At 50.0% G+C, this 15,524-nt stretch carries 13 protein-coding genes and 1 CRISPR repeat array; of the genes, 4 read left to right on the top strand and 9 right to left on the bottom strand.

What is annotated here, in order from left to right; translation table 11 throughout:
• Positions 1 to 3: 3 nt before the first annotated feature.
• Together WH37_RS02420 and WH37_RS02425 are read right to left on the bottom strand one after the other, a co-directional pair.
• Entirely contained in the window at positions 4 to 762 is a 759-nt protein-coding gene (locus WH37_RS02420; protein WP_046228954.1) for an ABC transporter permease, read from the bottom strand.
• Positions 759 to 1,676, bottom strand: coding sequence for an ABC transporter ATP-binding protein (locus tag WH37_RS02425; RefSeq protein ID WP_046228955.1), 918 nt, complete (start codon positions 1,674 to 1,676; stop codon positions 759 to 761). The genes WH37_RS02420 and WH37_RS02425 overlap by 4 nt, the downstream gene beginning before the upstream one ends.
• 155 nt (positions 1,677 to 1,831) lie before the next feature.
• Between WH37_RS02425 and WH37_RS02430 the strand changes: the two genes are divergently transcribed.
• Together WH37_RS02430 and WH37_RS02435 are read left to right on the top strand one after the other, a co-directional pair.
• Positions 1,832 to 2,545, top strand: coding sequence for a response regulator transcription factor (locus tag WH37_RS02430; RefSeq protein WP_046228956.1), 714 nt, complete (start codon positions 1,832 to 1,834; stop codon positions 2,543 to 2,545).
• The gene (locus WH37_RS02435) at positions 2,545 to 3,933 is read left to right on the top strand and encodes a sensor histidine kinase (protein WP_046228957.1); all 1,389 of its coding nucleotides are present in this window, start codon (positions 2,545 to 2,547) and stop codon (positions 3,931 to 3,933) included. Before WH37_RS02430 ends, WH37_RS02435 begins: the two co-directional genes overlap by 1 nt.
• A gap of 393 nt (positions 3,934 to 4,326) precedes the next feature.
• On the opposite strand, the gene WH37_RS36955 is transcribed toward WH37_RS02435, so the two are convergent.
• From WH37_RS36955 to WH37_RS02450, 3 genes are all read right to left on the bottom strand, one after another.
• The gene (locus WH37_RS36955; RefSeq protein ID WP_269431258.1) at positions 4,327 to 4,461 is read right to left on the bottom strand and encodes a hypothetical protein; all 135 of its coding nucleotides are present in this window, start codon (positions 4,459 to 4,461) and stop codon (positions 4,327 to 4,329) included.
• A gap of 432 nt (positions 4,462 to 4,893) precedes the next feature.
• Positions 4,894 to 6,102 carry a CynX/NimT family MFS transporter gene (locus WH37_RS02445; protein WP_046228958.1) on the bottom strand — a complete coding sequence of 403 codons (1,209 nt, stop codon included), beginning with the start codon at positions 6,100 to 6,102 and terminating at the stop codon, positions 4,894 to 4,896.
• A complete protein-coding gene (locus WH37_RS02450) occupies positions 6,099 to 6,791 on the bottom strand; it encodes a FadR/GntR family transcriptional regulator (RefSeq protein WP_046228959.1) in 693 nt (230 codons plus the stop codon). Before WH37_RS02450 ends, WH37_RS02445 begins: the two co-directional genes overlap by 4 nt.
• A 1,023-nt stretch (positions 6,792 to 7,814) precedes the next feature.
• Here WH37_RS02450 and WH37_RS02455 point away from each other — a divergent pair.
• Complete coding sequence (locus tag WH37_RS02455) at positions 7,815 to 8,288, top strand: DUF3450 domain-containing protein (protein WP_046228960.1); 474 nt, start codon at positions 7,815 to 7,817, stop codon at positions 8,286 to 8,288.
• 3 nt (positions 8,289 to 8,291) lie between these two features.
• A complete protein-coding gene (locus tag WH37_RS02460) occupies positions 8,292 to 8,981 on the top strand; it encodes an AIM24 family protein (protein WP_046228961.1) in 690 nt (229 codons plus the stop codon).
• A 174-nt stretch (positions 8,982 to 9,155) separates the two neighbouring features.
• A CRISPR array of direct repeats spans positions 9,156 to 10,400; the repeat unit is 33 nt; unit sequence GTTTCAATCCACGCACTCCATACGGAGTGCGAC.
• A gap of 193 nt (positions 10,401 to 10,593) precedes the next feature.
• Here WH37_RS02460 and WH37_RS02465 read toward each other — a convergent pair.
• The 4 genes from WH37_RS02465 to WH37_RS02480 form a co-directional block, all read right to left on the bottom strand.
• On the bottom strand, positions 10,594 to 12,183 hold the full coding sequence (locus WH37_RS02465) for a methyl-accepting chemotaxis protein (protein WP_046228962.1): 1,590 nt from the start codon (positions 12,181 to 12,183) through the stop codon (positions 10,594 to 10,596).
• 309 nt (positions 12,184 to 12,492) lie between these two features.
• Complete coding sequence (locus WH37_RS02470) at positions 12,493 to 14,544, bottom strand: chemotaxis protein CheA (protein ID WP_046228963.1); 2,052 nt, start codon at positions 14,542 to 14,544, stop codon at positions 12,493 to 12,495.
• Positions 14,545 to 14,616: 72 nt separating this feature from the next.
• Positions 14,617 to 15,027 carry a chemotaxis protein CheW gene (locus WH37_RS02475; protein WP_231594090.1) on the bottom strand — a complete coding sequence of 137 codons (411 nt, stop codon included), beginning with the start codon at positions 15,025 to 15,027 and terminating at the stop codon, positions 14,617 to 14,619.
• A 32-nt stretch (positions 15,028 to 15,059) separates the two neighbouring features.
• On the bottom strand, positions 15,060 to 15,266 hold the full coding sequence (locus WH37_RS02480) for a hypothetical protein (RefSeq protein ID WP_046228965.1): 207 nt from the start codon (positions 15,264 to 15,266) through the stop codon (positions 15,060 to 15,062).
• Between the last annotated feature and the right edge of the window lie 258 nt (positions 15,267 to 15,524).

The raw sequence follows: 15,524 nt of genomic DNA on the forward strand, positions 1-15,524 counted from the left end.
TTTCTACACCTCCTGTCTGGATACATGCCATCGGCCTGCACCATAGATCAACAACCCTATGAACAGCAGCAGCCCGATCATTGGAAGCTCCGTTCCTAGATCACGCGCTATAAATTCAAGCTGATTGCCCGCATAGCTCTGGGCAACCGGACTGAGTCCCGAATAATACGACCAGATGAACAATGGCCTTATCGCACTTGGAAACAAATCAGCAGCCATGCCAATGAACCCACCAAGCATACCAAGACATAGCGCGAATGCCTGATTGTGAAGCGCCATGGATAACCACTGCTGCAAGGCAATGACGGCCAAATGGGCAGCCATCGTTCCAGCCAGCAAGCGTCCGAGCAGCATAATCGGCACCGATTCCTCAAATCCATTCACTTTGCCGAAGCCGATCATCACTAACACTTGCACAAGGCAGGCGAGCAGCAGAATAAGTGCCACACAGCCATACTTGGCAGCATATAGCCTCTCCCGCTTGACAGACATGGAAAGCAGCAGCTTCCACGTATTGCCCTTATGCTCCATATCACAAATACGGGATACACAGATGGCTGCGAGAATGGGGGCAAACAGACCGTTCAAAGATGCCGTCATCGCAATAAGCGGCTCCCAGCTTGCCTGATCAGGGTTACGAGCAATGGACATGCTTGATGCCATGAAAGCCCACCCCATTTCCACCCCAATCATCAGCAATACCGTCATCCCGACGTATCTTCGGCGCAGCTTGTAGCATTCAAGCCAAATGGAGCGAATCATAGGCTGCGCTCCTTCCCTGTCAATTCTAGAAATAGGCTCTCCAAGCTTTTTTTATGCTCTACAATGCGCAGCACGTCGATATCTGCTGCAAGCAGCTCCCTATTGATTCGCGCTACCTGAGCATCTGTCAGATGGCTTAACCGCAGGAAGCCATCCTGTAAAATCGGCGTAAGGCCTTGGGCAGCGAGCAGCGAATGCGCCATCGGATTCCGGCTCGTCTTAATGGCAATCGTCGGATGGCTTTCATTTCGAAGCCGATCCAGCTTGCCTTGGAACAGCATTTTGCCCTGATGGATAATGCCTACCGAAGTGGCGATCTGTTCGATCTCCGACAATAGATGGCTGGATATCAGTACTGTCATTCCTAGTCGCTGCGGCAGAGATTTAATCAGCTCGCGGATTTCACCGATACCTGCCGGATCGAGCCCATTCGTCGGCTCATCCAGCACCAGCAGCTTAGGCGAAGCGAGCAGTGCCATCGCGATGCCTAAACGCTGCTTCATGCCCAACGAATACTGCGATACTTTTTTATTTTGCTGCTGCTCCAGCCGGACGATTTTCAGCGCTTCCCGCACATGGCTGCCAGGCACATTCCGCAGCCGCTGCACGACGCGCATGTTTTCCAGACCAGTCAGATGACCGTAGTAGGAAGGCGATTCAATCAGAGAGCCCGTTTGGCTTAAAATAAGACGGCGGTGCTTGGCCAGCTCCTTGCCGAATACGGTTACGCTGCCCTCCGTCGGCTGAGCGAGCCCTAGAATCATTTTTAACGTCGTCGATTTCCCGGCTCCATTCGGTCCAAGAAAGCCATAAATCTCTCCTTCTTCCACCAATAAATCGATGTTTTCGACCGAATAGCTGCTGCCGTACCGTTTGGACAGACCGCGGGTAGATACTATCGCCTGCATCGTCATTCACTCCAATCTTGATTTTGTGAATCAAGCATAGCGGCGCCGCCTTGCTGTAAACTGAAGCTAACCTTACGTCAGCCTTAAATCGGGCCAATGACTGCCCTTCACGCTCCAAAACCAGCAAAAGCAAGGTATACTGAAAATGGGTGATCAAATATATGGAAGACTTAAAACATAAAAAACTGCTCATCGTCGATGATGAGTACGATTTAAGGGAAATGGTCGAAGGTTTTTTACGCAAAGAAGGCTTTACCCGCATTTTCCAAGCAGCTACCTGCGTAGAGGCACAACGTATCATACGGTCGGCTAAACCGGACCTCGTCATTTTGGATATTATGCTGCCTGACGGGGACGGCTTCTCTCTGCTCAAGTCGCTGCGGCAGTTCTCAAGCGTTCCTGTGCTTTTTCTATCTGCCAGAGGAGAGGATGAGGATCGCTTGCTTGGTCTTGGGCTAGGCGCTGACGATTATATGGTGAAGCCCTTTTTGCCGCGTGAGCTGCTGCTGCGTTTGAGCGCGATTTTACGGCGAGTATATGCACCATTCCGCCAGGAGCAGCGCCCTATTTTTCAATTGGGCCGCCGTGTCATTGATTTGGAAAGCGGCATTGTGCGTACGCCCAGCGAGGACGTTTCTTTAACCGCCAAGGAGCTTGTCCTTCTAACCAAGTTTTATGAAAATCGGAACCGGATTGTGACCAATGATGCCCTTTGCCAAGCAGCGTGGAGCGATGATTATTACGGCTATGAAAATACATTAATGGTCCATATTCGCCGCATTCGCGAAAAAATAGAAGAGCTGCCCTCCAATCCCGAGCATCTGCTGACCGTTCGCGGCTTGGGGTACAAGCTGCTGGTCAAGGGGGAGGAATAATGGGAGGCACCGTACGTATTTTAAACCGTTTTATTGGGGCGACGATGCTAATCTCGCTTTCTTTGCTCGTGCTTAACTTTTTGCTGCTGCTCATCTGGGTTCGTACAGGGACGGTCGAGGGGAATTCGCCAGCCGCGGTTGTGCGGCATACTGCCGAAGGATTGCACGCTGCGAATGAGGGATACGTTCTTGAAGCAGAGACGGAGGCACTGCTGGATGACCAGCAGGTGTGGGCGATGTTAATTGGCTCGGCAGGGCAGGTTACGTGGGAGCACAGCTTGCCAGACGAGCTTCCAGCCCACTATAGCTTGACTGATGTCGCGAAATTTTCAATGAGCTACTTAATGGATTATCCCGTATTTGTGTGGGAGCATGCAGAAGGACTTATGGTAATCGGCTATCCGAAGGACAGCCTTGTCAAATACCAGCATATATTGCCGACCGACTGGGTCAAAAATTTGCCGCTGCGCGCACTGCTCCTTCTCATCGGGAACCTTGTGCTGGTGCTGATTGTAGCCCTGATAATCGGCTCTCGGCTCCTGCTTTCCATCCGTCCGCTGACGCAGGGCATTCAGGCGCTTGCCGCTGATCGGGAAGTGCAGCTTGAGCCCAAGGGAATGCTCGCCGACCTTGCCCAGTCTGTCAACCATGCCTCATCGCTGCTGCATCAGAAAAATGCTTCGCTCAAAAGCAGAGATGAAGCGCGATCCAACTGGATTGCTGGCATTTCCCATGACATTCGCACCCCGCTTTCCATGGTGCTCGGCTATGCCAGCGAGCTGGAGGAGCATCACGAAATTCCGCCGTTGCAGCGAAAGCACGCAGGTATTATCCGCTATCAAGCAGAGAAGCTGCGTACCTTAGTAAGTGACTTGAATCTCGTGTCCATGCTGGAGTATGAAATGCAGCCGCTCACTCCGAAGGCTTTACGGCTCGCAGCACTGACTCGCCAGGTGGCATCAGATATTCTTAATGCGGGGCTTGAGCCAAGCTTTACGCTCGAAATGGACGACATAAACGAAACTGCTCAAATATACGGGGATGAGCGACTGCTGCTGCGTGCCATGACCAATCTCGTCCACAATGCCATCCGCCATAATCCACAGGGATGTGACATCAGGCTGCGAGTAGATCTTGCAGAGGAGAAGCATACGTGCCGCTTCATCGTATTAGACAATGGCCGAGGCATCCCGCCGGAAGAGCTGGCCGATGTGCTGGAGCTGCCTTTTTCCGCGAATCGAAAGTATGCCAGGCCTTCCGGACATGGTCTCGGGCTGCCGATGGCTTCCCGAATTGCCAAAGCCCATCGCGGGCGGCTAATGTTAACAAACGGGCCAGCAGCCGGACTCACTGCCGAGCTTGAGCTGCCTTGCTTGGAAGCGCGATAAGCGGTTATTTGCTATGAAGACCCTAGAGAGAGAGTATGTGTGTGTATATGTATGAAAACGTAGGCGAGGGCCAACTCCTGATCGAATTTAGCATCTAACTTTTGCGTCTAACGTATGCGCTCTTCTACTGGGAATGTCATCCCTCATGAATGTGAAACTACTTTTGGAAAAGCAGCTTCATGCTTTTCGTTTCAGGGGCTAAAGAGCTACTCCCTGCATTTGGATCGACTTGGCGGACACAGCAGCAGCTATTTTAGCAAAATCATGGGTTATGGCACCTTATGCGGACTCAGGAGCAGCTAATGCGCTGCTTTTCACCATTTTGATGGGATAATGAGGGCAATAGCGGATTTCCTGTCCGCTTAGGCACACTCAAAAAAATAGTAGACCAATTCAATCAAACGAGGGCAGTTCTTCCTCCGTATAGCCCTTCTCGCGAATCAGCAATTCGCGAATGGCTTTGACCGTCAGACGGGTATAGAGTCGCTCTGTTTTGAAGCTCGGATCGGTTTGGCTCTGGCTGTCCATGACGGCTCGGATGTCTTCGAGTAAGTGGGGGAGTTTCTAACCCGGTGGCGTCCCCGATCCCCGTATCAATCTTGAACCGCCGTACCCACTTCCAGTTTGCGCAACCTTTTGCGAATGGTATTCCGGCTGACCTGGCAGACTTGAGCTACAAGCTCTGTCCGCCTCTGCCGAGCCATTCGGCGGTTTTCGCGAGCACACTCCGCTTCTGAGCTCAGCTGAGCAGACAGACCACTTCATACAAAATCTCTTTGCCTTTTTCAAAGAATTGGCGCATCATCGAATTACATCCTTCGTTCGGTTAATTTGTTTCTCGCAGAAACCTATTTAACCCGATGTCGAAGGAATTTTCTATACCTTTTTTGCTGCTTTGCCTATTTTTCTTCATCCATTCATTCACGGACTTGTTTTGGTCTGTTTTTTCTTTCATGTGCTTTATACCGTGCGATTTCTGGAGGCGCCCAAGCCGGACAGGAGCAGCAGAGTGCTAACGACAAGCAGCAGCAACAGCGGGGGCTTCCAGCTTGCCGTGATATCATGAAGCAAACCGAACAAGATCGGTCCGGTTGCCGCCAGCAAATATCCAACCGATTGCGACATGCCGGAAAGAGAAGCGGAATCGAAGGCATCTTTCGTTCGCAAGCTTAAAAAGATCATGGCCAAGCTGAACGCACATCCCCCGCCAATTCCGAGTAAAACGGTCCACAACGATATGAACGCATTTCCTCCGAAATAAAGACCTCCCAATGAAACAAACAACAGAACGGTCATGATGATGACCAGCAAACGTTGGTTCTTCATGCGTCCCGCCACGATCGGCACAATGAACGCTACGGGCAGCGCAGCAATCTGAAACAGCGACAGCATCCAACCGCCGCTGTCTTCATTCAAGCCCCGGCTTGTCATGATTTCAGGCAGCCAAGCGATCAACACATAGAACAAGAGAGACTGCATCCCCATAAAAATCGTAACCATCCATGCCAGTGGCGAACGCCACAGACTTCGGCGCTTCGACGCACTGCTCGTCGCTGCCCTGGCAGACGCCCGACTCGCACGAGCTTGAGGCAACCAGAACAGCGCGACCAACAGAACGAGTATGCCCCAAATGCCGAGCGCGCCATTCCAGCCGAAACCGAGGTCGCGGGCGACCGGAACACTGACACCGGATGCGATCGCCCCGCATAAATTCATTGACACGGAGTACACGCCGGTCATGAGGCCGACTTGATGAGCAAAATCCCGTTTGACCACACTTGGAATGAGCACGTTGCACGCCGCAATCGCCAGCCCAATCAAAGCAGTGCCTGCAAACAAAGAAGCGGTTGCGGTCAACGAACGGATCGCGATACCCGCCATGAGTAAAACCAGCGCATAAAGCAGGGTCCGCTCCACCCCGAAGCGGCGTGCCAGAATGGGTGCGAACGGTGAGAGCAGCGCGAAAGCAAGCAACGGCAGTGTAGTGAGCAGACCTGCCGCAGCATTCGACAGTCCGAGGGATTCGCGAATCGAGCCGACCAATGGGCCTACCGACGTTAGCGGCGACCGCATGGTCAGTGCGATCAGGACGATGCCGAGGATGGTCGGCCAACCCAACGACAACGACTTCTTCGCCATCGTTGACTTCGTATCGCTTGGTGCGCTCATAGCTGCTCGCCTCCCTTAACCTCAAGAACAGCTTTCGATTCCGCAATATAACGGTGAACCGTTGCCACGGCACGATCGGCGTCTTGATCGACAATCGCTTCGACCAGTTGCCGGTGCATCTCCAAGAAATCCGCATTGGCTTCATAACGAGTCAAGCTTGTAATCGAATCTTGTGACGCGTCCGCGATATGGTTGTATAATTCAATCAAGATTTCATTATGAGACGCCGCGATGATGCCTTGGTGAAGACGGATATCCTCCGTAACAATGCCATCCATGTCACCGCGTGCTGCCGCCCCCTCCCAGCGTTCCAGTTGGAGAAGAAGCTCTCGCGCCTCGTCGTCCGTTCTGCGCTGTGCAGCCAGATGGGCTCCCTCGCGCTCGAGTGCATGCCGGACTTCCAACGTCTGCAGCATATCGGAGCGCATGATTCGTTTTTGCAGTACGACTCCCAGCGCGCTCGAAGAGCAGACGTACGTTCCGTCCCCTTGCTTCGTCTTCAAGAGTCCCGCGTGGATCAACGCCCGAATGGCTTCCCTCAATGTATTTCGGCTAACATTCAACTCGACCATCAACTCCGGCTCGGCCGGAATACGCATCCCGACAGCCCACTTGCCGGATTCGATCTGTCTTTCCATTTGCAATGCGACTTGCTCGACCAGCGTCAGCCGATTTGTTTTCTGAAGCATACGTCAGTCCTCATTTCATCTATTTATCAAACATAGGATGTTTGGTTAATTGGTATTTTAACATACTTACATCGTGCAGACAACTCCTTGCCTAAAAAACCAAGCTTCGATATATTGATTTCAAATGCGTCCGACCGATTCCGGTTATGCTCCTGACGGCGAAAACGTATGCCTCCGACAAGATCCTCGGACTTCAACTGAAATCCTATTTATCGAGGAGTTTAGACGGTGTGTATACGGACATGGAGAAGAGTTTGGTATGTGCCGATTTCGTATAAGGCACATGAAAGAAAAACAGACCAAAACAGGTCCGTGAATGAATGAATGAAGAAAAATAGGCAGAGCAGCAAAAAAAGGTATAGAAAATTCCTGCGATATCGGGTTAAATAGGTTTCTGCGAGAAACAAATTAACCGAGCGACGACCAGAAACAGGCAAGGATCTTGTTCAAATGGAAATAAGTACTTTGGAAACGGATTGTGGGATAAGGCGAGTTCTGCCCAAAACCAGCATCATCGCCTGGTTTATCCGCTCCATTCCCCTCTCACCTCGTTTGATTGAATTGGTCTACTATTTTTTTTGAGTGTGCCTTATAGCTTGAAATCGAATGAAAAGCCAAAATAGCGGAACCTCAGTAAGCCAAAAAAGGAATGAGCGTCCCGGGCTATGTGATCTTAGCAACAGTTGCCTCAGCAAGTCTCAGCAACAGCGGTCTCGGCAACAATCGCATTCTGCGGTACCTCGCCCTTGAATCGTCAGATGAGATTAGACTCGAATAAGCGCTAAGCAAGGAGCAGCAGGCCGAGTTCATATTGCATACACGCCCTAGTAAAATTATAATTCTATTATTTTCTACCGTTACCAATCCTCATTTAATGTCGTATAACTCTTTAGATTGCTTCGCTGCCTGAATATATGCTGTCGAAATGAATCATTATTTCGTTAAACTTGTCTGGCCAATCTAGCAAATGGGCAAAAAAGAAGCTACACTAAAGCTATCGCATTATCAGAGGAGGGATCAACGTTGCCAAAAGCGCCATTCCTTGTTTCGACTCTATTATTCATGTCCTTGCTATTTCTGTTATTTCCACATCAGGTTGCCGAAGCAGGCATGTGGAGCAACATAAAGGGCATTTTCTCCGCCCCCGAAAAAATCGACGCGCTGGAGCAGCAATATATGGATGCCAAGCAGCAGCTTGATGCACAGAAGGAGCAGCTCACAGAGACGCTGCAAAGCGCAGAGCAATACGCTGCTAGGCAAGAGGAGCTCATGCAGCAGAACGAGCAGTTCCGCAAAACCAATGAGCAGCTAATGGAACAGAACAACACGCTTATTCAAGAAATGGAGCAAATGAAGCAAAAGCAAGCCAGCTTTACGCAAAAGCTCATCAATACGGCACTCATCATTATGATTTTGATTTTCGCCTATATTCTTTCCCTGCGCGTATGGCGCTATCTCGTTTGGCGCAAGCAGAAGCATGCCAGCAGAGGAGTGTAGTCGATGAAAGCAACCTCCCCCGCGCCGATTGGACATGTGAAGGTGACGCTTGATGATGCGGACAGGCTCCATGTGCTGCATCCGGGAGCAATTATTGCTTACCAAGGCGCACCGCAGCAGCGCGAGGATCGCTTCATGAATTTGGCAGGCGTTTATCGCAAAAAGAAATGGGTGCGCGCCCTGCTGAGCGGCCCATCCGAATTTATTATCGGCTTGCCGCCGGGCTGCTCGCTGGAGACGATTACCATTGGACCGGAAAGCGATTTGCTGTTCGACTACCGCCACGTGCTCTACTTCACCGACGGCATGCAGCTCAAAAGCGTCATTCAGAAAATGAAAAATGTATGGATCACCCGCGAGCTGGTGCGGATGCGTTTCTCCGGCCCCGGCGAGCTTGGTGTCATCACAAGCGGCGATATTGCGGTGCTCCAGCTGGACAAGGAGCGCCCGCTTTTTGTAAATACTAGCTCGCTCGTCGCTTATCCCGCGAATGCGAGCATCCAGCTAGCCGTCTACGGCAATCAGCTGGCGAGCCAGAACATGAACGTCCAGTGGAAAATAACCGGCAGCGGCCCTGTCCTTATTCAGACCGGCTCGCATGGGAAAGACCTGGAGCATCCATTGCAAAATGACGGATTTTTCAAGCGTTTGCTGCGTGAAGTGCTGCCGTTTGGCAGCGTGTATATTAAATAGTAAAAGGGCATTGCAAAAAACACCCGAAAATCGCTGTTCTAGCGGATTTTCGGGTGTTTTTTGGATTAAAGGCGCTCCGTTTTTTCAAGAGAGGTAGGAGCGTAAGGTTCTGATCGTTGGAATCGGAAGAAGATATAGATTAAAAATAATCATACTTTTTGCATACTATATGCGGTTTCAATCTACGCACTCCATACGGAGTGCGACATCATGCTGCGAAGGCTTGAGGCTACAATGTTTCAATCCACGCACTCCATACGGAGTGCGACGTGTCTAACACGGCATCAAACTGGACTGTGTATGTTTCAATCCACGCACTCCATACGGAGTGCGACTCCATGTCACATACCTCCATTATAATTAGGAAAATTAGTTTCAATCCACGCACTCCATACGGAGTGCGACGAACAAAAATAAATTATTCTAATTGGAGGAAATGTTTCAATCCACGCACTCCATACGGAGTGCGACGTCGCGTTTGTCAACTGTTGGTTATAACTTATTCGGTTTCAATCCACGCACTCCGTACGGAGTGCGACTCAGCCACGCTTCTCTATCACTTTCCCAGCGTCGTTTCAATCCACGCACTCCGTACGGAGTGCGACCGATGAATAAATTCGCCAGTCTTGCGCGTTATCTGTTTCAATCCACGCACTCCGTACGGAGTGCGACGGACTTTTTACAAGAGTCTATATCCCACTATCAAAGTTTCAATCCACGCACTCCATACGGAGTGCGACTAGCGTCCGTACATTGCGAGATGCCGTCGCATTAACAGTTTCAATCCACGCACTCCATACGGAGTGCGACAGGAAGCTAAGGGGATTATGCAAGCTGCTGAACCAGTTTCAATCCACGCACTCCATACGGAGTGCGACCATGAGGCTGGCTTGGCTGCTCCAGCAGGGCACTGGTTTCAATCCACGCACTCCATACGGAGTGCGACTGCCTAAGCTGGTAAGCACTCATAACTCTTATCAGTTTCAATCCACGCACTCCATACGGAGTGCGACGCGAAGCTGGCAAGAAGGGACGACGCGAAATGACTGTTTCAATCCACGCACTCCATACGGAGTGCGACTTGATGTTTTCTTGGAGGACGTTACGGCGATAATGTTTCAATCCACGCACTCCATACGGAGTGCGACGAAATGCTGTTTGACGAAGCCATGACGTATTGGGATGTTTCAATCCACGCACTCCATACGGAGTGCGACTCAGATATCTGTTGCAGCGTGTCCGTCTGATCCTGTTTCAATCCACGCACTCCATACGGAGTGCGACCTCCACTCGATGCAAGAGCCAAAGCACCGCCAGCTGTTTCAATCCACGCACTCCATACGGAGTGCGACCTAACTTGCAAGCCAAGCTTCCGACGGAACAGATGTTTCAATCCACGCACTCCATACGGAGTGCGACAGCGAAAATACAAGTGATTGATTCAATCATGGCATCAATCACCTCATTTTTCAATGCATATAATACCAAAAAAATCTAAGACAACCATTGACTTTTCTTAAAACAACTCAAATTCGACATTTTTCTACAATTTTTGAGGTGCGAATCCCCTAGGGTTTTTATGTGAGCTTCACATTCGCACCTATTTCTTCAACTATGCCGTCTTAAACATCGACACCGTATGCTGGAGATCATCCGCAAGCTGGGCCAGCGATTGCGCGGTTGCTGCGGATTCTTCGCTGCTCGCTGCGGACTCCTCGGCAGCTGCGGAAACATTTTCAACGGTAGTCAACACGTTTGTCGCTTGGGCCGCCTGCTCTTCGCTCGCTGCGGCAATTTCGGATACGCGATGGCCTGTATCGTTGACCATCTTCGTAATACGCTCGAATGCTTCTCCCGTTTTCTCCGACAGCGTTGCGCTTTCCTCAACTGCATTCACGCTGCGCTTCGTATTTTGCTGCATGCCTTGAATAATGACCGTAATTTTCTTCGTCGCTTCGCCGCTTCGCTCCGCCAGCTTGCGCACCTCATCGGCTACAACAGCAAAGCCTCGTCCTTGTTCGCCTGCCCGTGCAGCTTCAATGGCTGCATTCAGCGCAAGCAGGTTCGTTTGATCGGCGATATCCTCAATGACCTCGATAATATCGCCAACCTGATGGGAATCCTGCTCCAGCTGGGACATTTGCTCGCGCACGCCATTCATGCTTTTCACCGAGTTATCGATAATGGTGCGGCCTTCTCTAGCAATTTTCATTGCGGAATCCGATAGCTCTGATGCTTGCTCTGTACTTTGAGCGACCGATTGGATGGCCATCGTCAGCTCGCTAAACAGCTCATGAATCGTCTGTGCCGCCGATGCTTGAGCTGTGCTCCCGCCTGCAATTTCCTCCGTAGCCGCCGAAATTTGCTCCGCTGCCGCAGCTACGCTGTGCGATGATTCAATAATGCCGCTAACCGTTCCGTTCAAACGGTCAATCATATGGTTGAAGGAGCTCGCAAGATTGCCGACCTCGTCCTTCGTATGGATGTCTACCTTTTCACGCAGATCGCCGTCGGCCACATTTCTCGCCAGAACAACGATACGGCTGAGCGGCTTCGAAATCATCCGGGACAACACGATTCCAAAAATAATGCTCAGCAGGAACGCCAGCACCACAATGACAATTGTAATCAACAAAGCGCTATTATATGCTTCCGCCCCCTTCTGGTTCGCTGCGTCCGCTTCACGAATCGAAAGCTCGATGCTGTCCTCAAGAATCTTGAAAACAATATCACCCTGCGTTTTTAATTCGTTACTGATCAAATTTTTAAACGCGGCATCATCGCCGGAATTATTGAGTTCAATACCCCGGTTGTAAATGACCAAATAAGCTTTCCAATCCGTATCAAAGCTATCAATGATCCTTTTAGCATCATCGCTCATATTCGTTGCTTTATATTTTTCAACAGCCTGCTCGACATGTGTTGTCGTTTCCCTAATTGTAGCAAGCTCTGCCTGCTTCTGCTGCTCCGTATCATGCATATACAGGCTTCGGATTTGAACCCGCATACTGGTATAGTTGACCTGTGCCTCATAAGCTTCTTTAACAGGAATCAAATTGTTAAAATACATATCATCCTGGGACGCATTCATTTTACCCAAATTGTAAATACCGAATAAACCTACGACACCTAAAATAATCGCAACAATCAGAAATGCGGATATTAATTTGACACTGATTTTCAAGTTGTAGAACCAATTCATATCAAATACCCTCCCTATTCTATCTAATATTTGCTGCTATATAAGTTGAACTATTGATTGGTATGAGGGCGATGGTCGCCACTGCGAGAAAGGTTGGACTTCCGGCCGCTGTTGTTTTCTGATTTCTTGTTTTTATTCCTTGTTGAGGATGAAATCCGAAAACAATAGTCCATGCTTACGAAGCGGCTTTCCTTTGGAAAGCTTTACTCTCTCCAGTTCCAACCTTTCTCTCCGTTTCTCCCCTGTCCCATCACTTTCTTTCGTTCAACTTATATAGTTTGTTTTCTTACTGATCTGGCTAACGACGTTCTAGCTGATGCCGCTCGCTTTCTTCATAATGCCGCCAATTTCCAAAATCAACGCAATGCGCCCGTTGCCCAAAATCGTTGCTCCTGAAATACCATCTACCTTGCCCACGTAGGAGCCCAGCGTTTTAATAACGACCTCTTGATTGCCGAGCAGCTGATCGACCGCAATAGCCAGCCGCTGCTCCGCTCTGCCGATCATCACGACCGGAATTTTGTCGGAGCTGCCCTCCGTGCGTGAATAGCCGAACATTTCATGCAGCCATACGAACGGCACGATCTGATTGCGAATTTTAATAACCGGCGAGCCTTTTATCATTTTGAGCGTGCTTGTATCGACTCGAATAATTTCCACGACGGCGCTCATTGGCAAAATAAACGTTTGGTCGCTCGCCTTGACGAGCAAGCCGGTTGTAATGGCAAGCGTCAGCGGCAGCCTTATCGTGAACTTCGTTCCAACGCCGACGGTCGTATCAATATCAATAATGCCGCCAAGCCGCTCGATATCCGTCCGCACGATATCCATGCCCACGCCTCTGCCCGATACATCGCTAAGCTGGGAAGCCGTTGAGAAGCCTGGGTGAAAAATAAGGCGCAGCGCCTTATGCTCATCGAGCAGTGCCGCCTCCTCTGCGGTGATGACACCTTTGGCAACAGCGGATTTACGCAGCTTGTTCGTATCAATGCCGCCGCCATCATCCTCGACGACGACAACAACCTGATTATCCTCATGCGCCGCGCTTATTCTAACTGTTCCCTGCTCAGGCTTGCCGCATCTAACCCGCTCTTTCGGCATTTCAATACCGTGGTCCACCGCGTTGCGGATCAAATGAATCAGCGGATCGCCGACCTCTTCAATAAGCGTGCGGTCAAGCTCTGTATCGCCGCCGACCATTTGCAGATCAACGCTTTTATTCAGCGTTTGCGCCAAATCACGGACCATGCGCGGGAAACGGCTGAACAGCTGCTCGATCGGCAGCATCCGTACTTTTAGTACGTTTTCCTGCAGGCTGCCAATCAATCTGGACAGATGATCGCTGATTTCGCCGAGGTCATCCATCGTCTCAGAATACCCATATGCTTGATACAGCGTTTGAATGGCCTGCTTCAAGCGGGTTTGGTCGATTACTAGCTCTCCGAGCAAATCGAGTACATTTTCCAGCCGTTCCACGTTGACGCGAATCGTCTGCTGTTTTACTGACGCTTTGGACTGCTGCGTCTTGTCTGCTTCTTCCTGTGCTACGCTTCCGGCAAAACCGGGCAGCATGTACACGTTCTCCTGTTCCAGCTCCAAAACTGCGGCTGTCTCAGCCTCCGGTTGGGACGGCATCGCTGCCTCTACCCTTACGCTCTGCACGTCCATCAGCCCAGCTACCGCCTGCTCAAGAGCATCTGGCTCCACCTCTTGAGTGGCAATCAGCCACCGTATCGCATGAATATCCTGATCATCCTGCACCAGCTTCATATTGGGCTCATTCCACAGCACCTCGCCAAACGCCCGCAAGGAAATATCAATAATGCTGATGCGAGCGAGCTTCATCATGCAGTCCTCAGTCAGCTTGACGGTAATTGTATATACGGTTTGACCGCTATGTATATATTCTCGCAGCAACTGCTCCGCCTCTTCCGGCAAAGCTTCGCCTGCTGATTCCTTTGCAGCCGCGACTGATTCCGTATTTGCTATCGAGAAGCGTCCCAATTCCTTGATGACCGCCGAAGGGTCCGGCAGCAGCTCCTCGTGGATAATGCTGTTTTGCAAATCTTTAATAAAGTCGAGACATTGAAAAAATAAATTCGTTAATTCCCGTGTCATCTCAAGCTCTTCATTGCGCAGCATATCAAGCAGATGCTCCCATTCATGGGTTAGCTGCTTGAGCTCCATATAGCCCATTGCCGCGGAAGAGCCTTTAATCGTATGTGCCGCCCGGAAAAGCCGCTGAATGCCCTCAGAATGAGAGCCTTGCTTTTCCAAAGATAAAATCTCTTCTTCCATTGTCATAATCTGTTCCTCAAGCTCTTCGAGAAACACTTGCCTGAATTCCGAGTTATCGAACATATGCACCACCTTGTAAGCGTTGACTTAAGAGCTGCCTTGCTGCTTGAAGTATGCCGTGTGAAGCAAGAAGCATTAATCGCGCAGCAGCACCTCATCGATCTTTAATATGCCGACCAATTCTGACTCTGTAAGACCGATTCCTGTAAAATAGGCACCGTTAATGCCGCCTACCCGCTCCGGCGGTGGCTGAATATCGTGAAACGTCGTAACCTTGTACACCCGATCTACAATAATGCCGATCGACTCCTCCTGATGATGAACAACGACGATTCGCGTCGCTTTTGAATACACATCCTCATCCAGTGAAAATAACGCTCGCAGGCTAATAACCGGAATAATTTTGCCGCGTAAATTAATGACACCCATCACATAAAACTGGCAATTCGGTATTTCGGTAATTTCCTGCATACGTATAATTTCATGAACTTCAGCTATACGTATGCCATAGCTTTCTTCCCCTACGCCAAATTGTACATACTGCATTTGCTCAACCCCCTGCATGACTTCACCCCCTTTCATATTTTGCCTCTGGTATCGGCCAGCAGCTTTCTGCCAATCTGCTCAATGGGCAGCACAAAATCGACGGTTCCCCGATCAACTATCGGCGCTCCGGTTGCGTTTTTTATTTTTTCACACAATTCTGACTTTACTTTATAAATATCGGCTGACAGCTCTCCCGACGGCTTGGCGACAAAATCAACCGCCCCGCGCTGAAGCGCCATAATGGTCTCTTCCCCACCAAATTCTACATCTTCAGTCCTCCCGTTTTGCTGATTGCTGCGCCTTATTTCCTATACAATAACAAACATCTCTGAATCATAACTGAATCTTTTGTCGATTTTTGTAGCATTTTAACGAATTTAATTAGCATTACGCGTTAACTTGATCAATTTAGGAAACTTTTCATAATCTTTTCAAAAGCGCAAAAAAGCTACCTTTGTCTCAGACAAAAGGCAGCTTCTTATTAACCCTATCAGGTT

This window comes from Paenibacillus algorifonticola (genome assembly GCF_000971975.1).
Classification (GTDB): Bacteria; Bacillota; Bacilli; order Paenibacillales; family Paenibacillaceae; genus Pristimantibacillus; species Pristimantibacillus algorifonticola.

Bases quoted from the DNA above. Each gene is read 5' to 3' on its own strand.
- WH37_RS02420 (WP_046228954.1), bottom strand. From the start codon at position 762: ATGATTCGCTCCATTTGGCTTGAATGCTACAAGCTGCGCCGAAGATAC.
- WH37_RS02425 (WP_046228955.1), bottom strand. From the start codon at position 1,676: ATGACGATGCAGGCGATAGTATCTACCCGCGGTCTGTCCAAACGGTAC.
- WH37_RS02430 (WP_046228956.1), top strand. From the start codon at position 1,832: ATGGAAGACTTAAAACATAAAAAACTGCTCATCGTCGATGATGAGTAC.
- WH37_RS02435 (WP_046228957.1), top strand. From the start codon at position 2,545: ATGGGAGGCACCGTACGTATTTTAAACCGTTTTATTGGGGCGACGATG.
- WH37_RS36955 (WP_269431258.1), bottom strand. From the start codon at position 4,461: ATGGACAGCCAGAGCCAAACCGATCCGAGCTTCAAAACAGAGCGACTC.
- WH37_RS02445 (WP_046228958.1), bottom strand. From the start codon at position 6,102: ATGAGCGCACCAAGCGATACGAAGTCAACGATGGCGAAGAAGTCGTTG.
- WH37_RS02450 (WP_046228959.1), bottom strand. From the start codon at position 6,791: ATGCTTCAGAAAACAAATCGGCTGACGCTGGTCGAGCAAGTCGCATTG.
- WH37_RS02460 (WP_046228961.1), top strand. From the start codon at position 8,292: ATGAAAGCAACCTCCCCCGCGCCGATTGGACATGTGAAGGTGACGCTT.
- WH37_RS02465 (WP_046228962.1), bottom strand. From the start codon at position 12,183: ATGAATTGGTTCTACAACTTGAAAATCAGTGTCAAATTAATATCCGCA.
- WH37_RS02470 (WP_046228963.1), bottom strand. From the start codon at position 14,544: ATGTTCGATAACTCGGAATTCAGGCAAGTGTTTCTCGAAGAGCTTGAG.
- WH37_RS02475 (WP_231594090.1), bottom strand. From the start codon at position 15,027: ATGCAGTATGTACAATTTGGCGTAGGGGAAGAAAGCTATGGCATACGT.
- WH37_RS02480 (WP_046228965.1), bottom strand. From the start codon at position 15,266: ATGGCGCTTCAGCGCGGGGCGGTTGATTTTGTCGCCAAGCCGTCGGGA.